This window comes from Kytococcus sp. HMSC28H12 (assembly GCF_001816045.1).
In the GTDB taxonomy this organism is placed as follows: domain Bacteria; phylum Actinomycetota; class Actinomycetes; order Actinomycetales; family Dermatophilaceae; genus Kytococcus; species Kytococcus schroeteri.
The window spans coordinates 1-8,777 of record NZ_KV824676.1 but is presented as its reverse complement, the minus strand read 5'-3'; the positions used below and the strand labels follow the sequence as shown (position 1 = coordinate 8,777).

Here is an 8,777-nt window from a genome sequence, read left to right as displayed (position 1 = left end):
CACGGCGGTGCCGGCGCCCGTGTCCGGACGTGCGTCTGCCAGCCGTCCCGCGCGGCTCGACGGACCGGCCGCGGTCGCGGCCGGGCGCTGGCAGGTCTTCGGACTCACGGGCGTCCTCGTCACCGAGGCGTCCGGCAGGTGCCGGACGGGTGCCTACTGGCCGTCGCTTCCCAGGTGCTGGCTGCACCCAGTGCTGTGTGACGGCGGTCGTTCCCGAATACCGCTGCGGGGCAGTCCCGGACTCGCACCGGGTTCCCTCTTGCCTCTCCCTGGGGCTCGGTCGCCGGGCGCCCTGCCGCGCAGTGGTGCTGCGCGGCGGTGGCGTGCTGTGAAGCTGCACGTCCGGGCCGTTGGCCGTGCCGGGGAGAACCAGCACCCGCACCATATACGGGGCCTGTGGCGCGGCGCCACCCCCACATGTTGTGTCCGGCCGGGTTCGGTGGCATGGCGCGGAGAACCGGCGGCGACCCGGGGCCCCGGCGAGGCGGCCTGGGAGGGGTGGCCCGGGCACCTCGAGACGTCCACGAATGGTCATGTCGACTGTCGAGATGACCATGCGTGGCTGTCTCGACGGTGACGCATGACCCTCCCGTGTAACGCTTCGGCCGCCAGGGCGACCACCTCGTCACACGCCCGCGAGCCCAGCAATCACTTCCTCACACACACGCCACCGGCTCACGTCTTCCTGGTGACGCCGTGACCACCGCTGCAGTCAGGCCCTGGCACGGCGTTGCCACACCAGGGTCCCCACGATGACGGCCACGCACACCCCTGCCACCGCCAGTGACACCGCCGTCACGAGCAGGTAGTTCTCGGTGGTGTACTCCGCCGTGCCGCCCACGTAGGCGAAGAGGTAGGCAGCCGCCACACCGATCGGCACCGCCAGGGCCACGGGCAGGAGGGTCGCCACGACCGTGGTGCGCGCCGCCTCATCGGGATGCAGCCCGGCCCGCTCCAGGGCGCGATGCTCCCCGGTGGTCTCGATGGCCCGGTCACCCAGCACGCGCAACATGCCCAACAGGAGCAGGAGTGATGCCGCGAGGACGCCGGTACGCATCCAGTCCGTTCCGGGGTGCTGGAAGTCCGTGTCTGGCCCAAGCTTCTGCATGAGGACCGGCTCGGTGGACCCCTGGAAGAGACGCAGAGCATCGGCCCCGTTCCAGTCCAGCGGACCGCTGACCAGAACGTAGTCGGACGGCGCGTGACGCGTGGGATCCCCGATCAGAACCTCGCTGACCCGGGCAACGGCGCGAGCGCCGTCCGTCCCCACCCCGCCGCACTGCTTGGCCGGCACCTGCGTGCCGAAGAAGTCCTCGGCGGCGGCACAGTCACGGAACACCACGGCCCCGCCGGTGCCCTGGCGGTTCGGCTCCACCCGCCCACCGGCCTGCTCGGCCCTCTCCTGGAGCGTGCCGACGAACCCCTCGGGCGCATCAGCCCAGTAGGCCGTCCAGACCTTCGCCGAGCCGCCTGACTCCGCGAACGCCGGGCCACCGCCCGTTCCTTCATAGAGAGAGACCTCCGAGCCGATGATGAACACCAGGATCCCCACGAAGGCACCCGCGCGGGCCAGCCGTGCCGAGCCACCGCCCAGACGCTTGGCGGCGAGCCAGCGAGTGGGGTTGCCGGAGCGGGCGAACAGCCCGGACACCCATCGAGCGAGCACGGGAAGCCCCAGGGGCAGTCCCGCGATCACCAGCACGGCGCCCACCATCAGCAGCTGCATCGACAGGTCCGCGTTCTTCTGGCCCAGCAACTCTGGCAGGGGGACCGCCAGGCCCAGGCACACGAAGGCGGCGATGAGGGGCAGGATCGCCCAGTCCCCCCATCGCACCCCAGAACGGCGCACCTGGGGCACCACCCTGGCCGTGGTGGCCCAGAGGACGGCCACCCCGACCGTCAGGGGGATGACCACCGCCGGCATCCACCAACTGCCCCGCGCGGCCGGGAGGAGCACCGCATCGTTGCCGGGCCAGCTGGTCCGCCAGCTCAAGATCAGGAGCCAGGCAAGGGCCCCCGATACGGCTCCGAGCAACGCCAGGACGCCCGTCTCCAACACGACCACCCGGCGGATCGATGCCGCGCTGACTCCCAGCCGCCACAGGCGCTCGGCACGTTCCCGGGTGACCCCACCCACGGCACGCGCCGCTGTCCCCAGCAGGAGAAGTGCTGGTAGAAAAACCAGCGCGAGGACGGACACCGCGCCGGGGACACCGGCCGGCGCATCCAATGTGGTCTCGACGTAGCCCACCCGCGCCTCGCCCGGGCCGTAGCCCGAGATGCGCTTGACGAAGTCCTGGTCCAGCTTCTGACCCTCGGGTGGGCGGGCGATGGCGTAGCCCTCACTGCGTGAGATCAGGAAGTCGTCCCCGATGGTGCCGCCCTCACCCGTGCCCGCGTCACTCGGGCGCAGCCCGAGGTCCTCGGCGGTCAGACCGTGCCGCGCGAGCCCCGGGGAGATGACTGCCTCCCCCGGGGCGGGGAGGCGATCCAGCCCCGGGGGCACCAACGACGGATCGTTCTCATGGCCGGGGTCGGGGCTGATCCACTGGATGGGGATCTGACCCAACCCCTCAGGCAGGATGGGCATGGACTTTCCCCAGTCGGCGACGGCTGTTCCGCCGACGTTCGGCCGTCGCGCATCCAGGTGGTCGTCGACCACCAGCAGGTGTGCGGCCATCATCGCGGTCACCAGGAGGGCGACGGTGGCCACCGCCGCGGAGAAGACGATGCTCACCTGGCGCCAGCGCTGCCGCGGGTTCGCGCTCAACGCGAGGCCGCGGGCGAGTCGCCACGCCGGAGCCCAGCCGCCCCTCATCGGTGATCACGCAGGTCGATGACGGTGTCACAGGCTGCCGCGACAGCCGGGTCGTGCGTGGCGATGAGGGCACCCACCCCCGTGTCGTGAACGCGTTCGCCCAGAAGGCTGATGATGTCGGCCGCCGTGTCCTGGTCGAGGCTGGCCGTGGGCTCGTCCGCCACCAGCAGGACGGCGGACGGCCGCACCAGCGCACGGGCGATGGACACCCGCTGTGCCTGACCACCCGAGATCTGGTCGACCGGCTTGTCCACGTGGTCGGTGAGACCCACTGCAGCCAGTGAGTCAGACGCCATCGAGAGGGCCTTCGAGCGCGGCACACCGTCGAAGAGCAGGGTCACGGCGACGTTCTCCGCCACGCTCAACTCGGGCAGCAGGCCCGCGTCCTGGTACGCCACCCCCATCAGCTCGCGGCGGAGGCGGGCGCGCCGGGAGGGGCGGGCGCGCGACAGGTCGTTCCCGTCCACCGCGACCGATCCGCGCGTGGGCCGCTGCATACCCACCGCACACGCCAGGATGCTGCTCTTGCCGGAACCACTGGGGCCCATGAGCGCGACGGACTGCCCGCGTTCCACGATGAGGGAGAAGTCCTCGATGACGGTTCGGTCATAGGTCACGCCGAGATGCTCGATGGCCAGCGCGGGCTCGTGCTTCATGGTCGCCTTTCTACACAGTGGTGGTGGGTGGGCCGGCCACGCCAGCCCACCCACCATGAGAGTTCTGTCAGTTCTTCCAGACGCGCTTCGGCTCGACCCAGCCACCGCACTGGTCGAAGATCATGAGCCTGCAGGACCGGAACTCCTCAACAGAACTCGTCTGGGTCAGGTGCTCGCACGAACCACCCTTCGAATCGCGCGCTCGCGCGGTCCAGGTGCCCATTCGCGCCTGCACCTCCATCTCGTGGCCGTCGTCCAAGGTGTCGCAGACGTAGACGTGCCGATTCCAGTCGGAACTGGACGCGTTCTTCGCGTGGCCTCCGGTGGTCCGGCTCTCTGCCACCTCCCAGGCGGCAGAGGCCGAGCCCACCATCAGTCCGGAGGCGAGCAGGGTCGCAACGACGATCTTCTTCATGGATTTCTCCCCGTGTGTGTGGTCACCCCCCGACGTGGAGGACACCACCTATCCAGCCTCGCCGTGTGTGTGTCAAGGAGCAGGAGGGCGATTCAGCCATGGTGGACGACGCCCGACAGCCGGTTGACAGCAGACCAACAGTGTCGCCCTGCGAGGCGGGACCCGCAGGCCCCCGGGTCACTCCGTCCGGCGGGGCACGGTGAGCGCGGCGCCCACGAGGGCCACCGCCGCGAAGGCGAGCAGCACCCCCATCGGGCGCCAGAGGTCGGCCCCGAGGGAGGTGTGGTCGCGCACGTGCTGCACGGCGTCCACCGCGTAGCTGAGCGGCAGCACGTCGCTCACCAGCTCCAGCGCGCGGGGCAGCCGGTCGCGCGGCACGAGCAGCCCGCAGAGCAGGAACTGCGGCAGCACGAAGGCCGGCATGAACTGCACCGCCTGGAACTCCGTGCGCGCGAACGCGCTGGCCAGCAGGCCGAGGGCCGTGCCGAGGAAGGACGAGACCAGGGCCACGAGCACCAGCGCCCACCACGGACCGGCCACCTCCAGCCCGACCCACCGGGCCACCAGCGAGGTGGCCGCGATCTGCAGGACGGTCATCACCGTGAAGGCCAGGGCGTACCCGCCCAACAGGTCCACCCGTGCCATCGGCGTGGTGAGCAGGCGCTCCAGGGTTCCGGACTGCCGCTCCCGCAGGGTGGCGACGGAGGTGACGATGAACATCACCACGAAGGGGAAGACCGGCAGCAGCACCGGGCCGATGCGGTCGTAGGCGCCGGAGAAGTCGAAGACCCAGCCGAGCAGGGCCAACAGGGCGGCCGGCACCACCACCAGCAGGGCCACGGTGCGGGGGTCGCCGGCCAGCTGGCGCAGCACGCGCACGGCCGTGGCCAGGGTGCGGCGGGGGCTCATCGGGTCTCCTCCGGGGTGTGGTCGGCGCCCTGCTCCACCAGGCGCAGGAAGGCCTCCTCGGCATCGGACGCACCGGTGCGGGCCAGCAGCTCGGCCGGCGTGAGGCCGGCCAGCACGCGCCCCTCGCGCAGCAGCACGAGGTGGTCGCAACGGGTGGCCTCGTCCATGACGTGACTGCTCACCAACAGGGTGCGCCCCTCGCCGGCGAGGCGGTCGAAGAGCTCCCACAGCGAGCGCCGCAGCACCGGGTCCAGGCCCACCGTCGGCTCGTCGAGCACGAGGAGCTGCGGGTCGGCCACCAGGGCTGCAGCCAGCGACACCCGGGAGGCCTGGCCTCCGGAGAGCGACGAGACGCGGGCGTCGGCGCGGGAGGTGAGGTCGACCTGCGCCAGGGTCCGCTCCACCGCATCGCGCGCGGCGGCCCCGGAGAGCCCCGCCATCGCGGCGAAGTAGCGCAGGTTGGCGCGCACCGGGAGGTCGGCGTACACCGCGGGCGACTGGGTGACGTACCCGACGCGGGCCCGGTTGGCCGGCGACCCGGCGGGCTCCCCGAGCACGGTCACCTCGCCGGCGGTCACCCTCTGCACGCCCACCACGGCGCGGATGAACGTGGACTTGCCGCTGCCCGAGGGGCCCAGCAGCCCGGTGACCCGCCCGGCGGGCAGTTCCAGGTCGATGCCGGGCAGCACCTCACGCCCGTCGCGCACCACCCGCAGCCCGCGGACGGTGACGGCCGGGGCGGCGGCGGGTTCCCCCGCTTCGACCGGGCGCGGGGAGGGCTTGGTCAGGCGCGAGGCGGACATCAGGCCCCCACGTGCTCGTGCCCGTGGCCGCCGGTGCGGTGGTGGCCCACCACCACGAGCAGCAGCCCGAGTGCCAGCCAGCCGGCCAGCACCAGCCACGGCTGCAGCGTGGACGCGTCGGGGAAGTAGGCCAGGTCGCGCACCAGGGTGCCGGTGGCGCCGGGCACGAAGAACTGCCCGATGGCGCCCCACGCGCCGGGCAGGAACTCGGCCGGGGCCTGCGCGCCGGAGATCGGGTTGCCGATGAGCATGGTCAGCAGCGCACCGATGCCGATGCCGGGGGCGCCGATGGCGCTGTGCAGCCCCACGATGAGGGCCACCGTGGCACCCAGGCTCAGCGCGATGGAGGCCCACAGCGCGAGCCCCGGGGCGGGCAGGAGGTTGAACCACCAGTCGAGCACGGCCACCATCGCCAGGCCGCCGAGCGCGGCGTAGGCGAGCACGCCGACCATCCGACGCCAGGTGCCGCGCAGGGTGTTGGAGAGCAGCACACCGCCGAGGATGCCGCCGATGGTGAGCGGCAGGGAGGCCACGGCCAGGCCGGCACCGCGGGGGTCGTCCTCGGTGAGGGGCACGACGTCGGTCACCTGCGGGCCGGCGAGCGCCTGCTCCAGCACGGCGGCCTTGTTCTGGGCCGGCACCTGCTGGGCCACCTGCTGCGCGACGGCGGTGTTCATGCCCTGCCCGGCGGAGGTGAGCATCTGGGCCACCGAGGCGTTGGCCGCGCCGGCGGTGAGCACCTCGAGGCGGTCGGTGGGGGCCTTCGGCGCGACGAACGCGCCGTAGAGCTCGCGCTCCCGGATACCCTGCACGGCGGCCTCGCGGGAGTCGACGCGCTGCAGGTCGAAGGGCACCTGGCCGCCCGTGCGCTCGGCCTGCTGCTCCATGCCGGCCTGGATGCGGTCGGCGGTGGCCTGGTCGCCCACGACGGCGACCGGCAGGTCCTTGGGGGTGGAGGTGACGGTGGGCCACAGGAAGGCCAGCAGCACCAGCGTGACGACGGTGGCGGCGATGGCCGCCATGCGCAGGGCCGCGCCCCAGGGGCTGCGGCGGTCGACCTTCTCGTAGGTCGGGGTGGGGTGCTCGGCGCGCTCGGGCGCGGTGAGGCTGGTGGACGGTGCCATGGGGGAGTCCCTTCACAAGAAGAACGATCGTTCGCCAGCGTAGGACCGCGGCACCCCGAGCGCAAAAAGAACGACCGCTCTGTAAGGTGTCTCACATGCCCCGCCTCACCCCCCAGCGCCGCGAGGCGCAGCGCCAGCGCATCGTCGACGCCGCCCGCACCGCCATGCTCCGCGACGGATTGCAGGCCACGTCGATGGCCCGCGTCATCGAGGAGTCGGGCCTCTCGGCCGGTGCCATCTACGGCTACTTCGCCAGCAAGGACGAGCTGGTGGTGGCCGTGGCCGTGGAGGTGATCCGCACCCGGCTGGCGAGCATGGCCGCCCTCGCCGAGGAGCGCCCTGTGCCCCACCCCGCCGCCGCGCTGGGCGCCTTCGTCGGCCAGCTGCCCCAGGGGCGCGAGGCCGCCCTGGTGCTGGACATCTGGGCCTCGACCGCGCACCACGAGGCGCTGCGCGAGCGCACCGGCGCGGTGTTCGCCGAGGTGAGCCAGGGGGCGCTGACCTACCTCGAGGCGTGGTTCACCCACGGGCGCGGCCTGACCCCCGCGGCGGCCGCCACCGAGGCCCGCCGGGCCCTGCCGGCGCTGCTCGCCCTGGGGCAGGGCTTCATCGTGCAGAGCACCCTGCTGGGCACCCCGTCCCCCGAGGACTTCCGCGCCGCCGTGGAGGCCCTCTGGCCGACCCCGGAGGAGACCCCCGATGGTGAGTGACCGCGAGTTCAGCCGGGCGTGGGACGCCGTGGTGGAGGACCCCGACGCCGGCACCGAGCAGCTGGAGCCCACCGCCGCCGAGGCCCTGCCCCGCAACGGCCTGCGCATCCTGGGGGCCACCTCGCTGCTCAACGCCGCCGACCAGCTGGTGCACGCCCCCACCGTGCTCACCTGGGCCCTCACCGGCCTCGGTGCGCCGGGGTGGACCGTCGGCCTGCTCGTGCCGGTGCGCGAGTCCGGGTCGATGCTGCCGCAGGCCGCGCTCACGCCGTGGGTGGTCTCGCACCGGCGGCGCCACGGGCTGGTGGCCGTCGGGGGCCTCGCGCAGGCGGTGGGCGCGGCCGGCATCGCGCTGGCACTGGCCCTGCTCACCGGGCTGGGCGCCGGGCTCGGCGTGCTGGCCGGTCTGGCGGTACTGGCCAGCGGGCGCGCCCTGACCTCGCTGGCGAGCAAGGACACCCAGGGGCGCACCGTGCCCAAGGGGCAGCGCGGGCAGCTCACCGGCACCGCCACCGTGGTGGCCGGCGCCCTGGCGCTCACGGTGGGCGTGGGGCTGCGCCTGGCCGGCGAGGGCACCTCGCCGCAACACCTGGCCTGGCTGGCGGCCGGCGCGGCGCTGCTGTTCGTGGGCACGGCGGTGCTGTGGAACCGGGTGGAGGAGCCGGCCGGTGACACCCGGGAGGCCGACACCCCGGTGAGCCCGTGGGCGCTGTGGCGCGACGCGCCGGACTTCCGGGCCTTCGTCACCGTTCGCGCCCTGCTGCTGGTGACCGCCCTGACACCCACCTTCCTGGTGGCCGCGGCCGCCACGCAGGGCACCACTCCCCTGACCGGGCTGGCTCCCTTCGTGCTGGGCACCGGCCTGGCCTCGCTCGTGGGCGGGCGGCTGGTGGGGCGCGCGGCAGACCGCTCCAGCCGGCGCCTCATGGCCGTGGCCTCCGGGGCGGCCACCGCGGTGGTGCTGGTGGTGCTGCTGCTGGCCGCCGTGCTGCCCCCGGGGCCGATGGCGTGGGTGCTGCCGGTGGCCTACTTCCTGGTGACGCTGGCCCACACCGGGGTGCGCACCGGCCGCAAGACCTACCTGGTGGACATGGCCGCGGGCGACACCCGCACCGCCTACACCGCAGCGGGCAACACGATCATCGGGGTGGTGCTGCTGGCCGCCGGCGCGGTGGCCGGCGCCCTGGCCACAGTGACGCCCTGGTGGCCGCTGGCCTTCCTGGCGGCGCTGGGCGTGCTGGGATCGGCGCTCGGGCTGCGGCTGCCGGAGGTGTCGCGCGGCTGAGGCGCCCGGCGGGGGCCCACCACCAATTCCGCACCGGTGCTGAACTCGACTGTCGAG

General features: G+C 73.2%; 8 protein-coding genes and 1 riboswitch. Of the genes, 2 read left to right on the top strand and 6 right to left on the bottom strand.

The features are described 5' to 3' along the window. Positions 1-92 precede the first annotated feature (92 nt). Positions 93-261: riboswitch (cobalamin riboswitch) on the bottom strand. Positions 262-712: 451 nt separating this feature from the next. The 6 genes from HMPREF3099_RS10905 to HMPREF3099_RS13160 form a co-directional block, all read right to left on the bottom strand. Next, positions 713-2,770 carry an ABC transporter permease family protein gene (locus tag HMPREF3099_RS10905; RefSeq protein WP_141762139.1) on the bottom strand — a complete coding sequence of 686 codons (2,058 nt, stop codon included), beginning with the start codon at positions 2,768-2,770 and terminating at the stop codon, positions 713-715. 44 nt (positions 2,771-2,814) lie between these two features. After that, positions 2,815-3,474: an ABC transporter ATP-binding protein gene (locus HMPREF3099_RS10900; protein WP_070706046.1), complete on the bottom strand. Its 660-nt coding sequence runs from the start codon at positions 3,472-3,474 to the stop codon at positions 2,815-2,817. A gap of 67 nt (positions 3,475-3,541) precedes the next feature. Continuing rightward, the gene (locus tag HMPREF3099_RS10895) at positions 3,542-3,889 is read right to left on the bottom strand and encodes a hypothetical protein (protein ID WP_070706044.1); all 348 of its coding nucleotides are present in this window, start codon (positions 3,887-3,889) and stop codon (positions 3,542-3,544) included. A 177-nt stretch (positions 3,890-4,066) separates the two neighbouring features. Next, positions 4,067-4,798 carry an ABC transporter permease gene (locus HMPREF3099_RS10890; RefSeq protein ID WP_070706042.1) on the bottom strand — a complete coding sequence of 244 codons (732 nt, stop codon included), beginning with the start codon at positions 4,796-4,798 and terminating at the stop codon, positions 4,067-4,069. After that, entirely contained in the window at positions 4,795-5,601 is an 807-nt protein-coding gene (locus HMPREF3099_RS10885) for an ABC transporter ATP-binding protein (protein WP_083323729.1), read from the bottom strand. Before HMPREF3099_RS10885 ends, HMPREF3099_RS10890 begins: the two co-directional genes overlap by 4 nt. Continuing rightward, the gene (locus HMPREF3099_RS13160) at positions 5,601-6,725 is read right to left on the bottom strand and encodes a YhgE/Pip domain-containing protein (RefSeq protein WP_083323728.1); all 1,125 of its coding nucleotides are present in this window, start codon (positions 6,723-6,725) and stop codon (positions 5,601-5,603) included. Before HMPREF3099_RS13160 ends, HMPREF3099_RS10885 begins: the two co-directional genes overlap by 1 nt. 95 nt (positions 6,726-6,820) lie before the next feature. Here HMPREF3099_RS13160 and HMPREF3099_RS10875 point away from each other — a divergent pair, with 95 nt between their 5' ends. Further along, positions 6,821-7,435 (top strand): TetR/AcrR family transcriptional regulator, encoded by a 615-nt coding sequence (locus HMPREF3099_RS10875; RefSeq protein WP_070706040.1) that lies wholly within the window; start codon positions 6,821-6,823, stop codon positions 7,433-7,435. Beyond that, on the top strand, positions 7,425-8,720 hold the full coding sequence (locus tag HMPREF3099_RS10870) for a hypothetical protein (RefSeq protein WP_070706038.1): 1,296 nt from the start codon (positions 7,425-7,427) through the stop codon (positions 8,718-8,720). Before HMPREF3099_RS10875 ends, HMPREF3099_RS10870 begins: the two co-directional genes overlap by 11 nt. The last annotated feature ends 57 nt before the right edge of the window (positions 8,721-8,777 follow it).